A 550-nucleotide genomic window follows, 5' to 3' on the forward strand; every position below is an offset into this window, starting at 1 on the left:
AAAATGATCCATTAATGGCTTGGGCTAAAAAAAATGATCCATTAATGGCTTGGGCTAAAAATTCTCGCAATACGATAGAAAAACAAGGCGATTTAGAAATGTATAGCGAGGCAAAGGCTACTCTTATTTCATCTTACATTGAAGAAMATGACATTGAGTTTATTACAAATGAAAGTATGTTAAACATTGGTATAAAAAAGTTAGTCAGACTTGCACAAAAGAAATTACCTTCATATTTAACTGAATCATCTATTATTAAATCAGAAAGACGATGGGTCGCTAATACGCTAAAAGATTACGAATTATTACATGCCTTAGCTATAATCTATGGCAGAATGTATAACTGCTGTAACTCTCTTGGCATACAAATAAACAATCCAATGGGTGACGATGTGATTTCGCCAACATCATTCGACTCTTTATTTGATGAAGCCAGGAKAATAACTTATTTAAAATTAAAAGATTACTCCATAAGCAAATTGTCATTTAGCATGATACAATATGACAATAAAATAATTCCTGAAGATATTAAAGAGCGTCTTAAACTGGT

1 protein-coding gene is annotated in these 550 nt (G+C 31.4%); it reads left to right on the forward strand.

Annotation, left to right across the window (positions count from 1 at the left end):
• Positions 1-14: 14 nt before the first annotated feature.
• Positions 15-550: Ea47 family protein (locus tag EJ063_RS20525; RefSeq protein ID WP_500691452.1), on the forward strand; the 536-nt coding region annotated here is incomplete at its 3' end.

Source organism: Vibrio aquaticus (assembly GCF_003970385.1).
Taxonomy (GTDB): Bacteria; Pseudomonadota; Gammaproteobacteria; order Enterobacterales; family Vibrionaceae; genus Vibrio; species Vibrio aquaticus.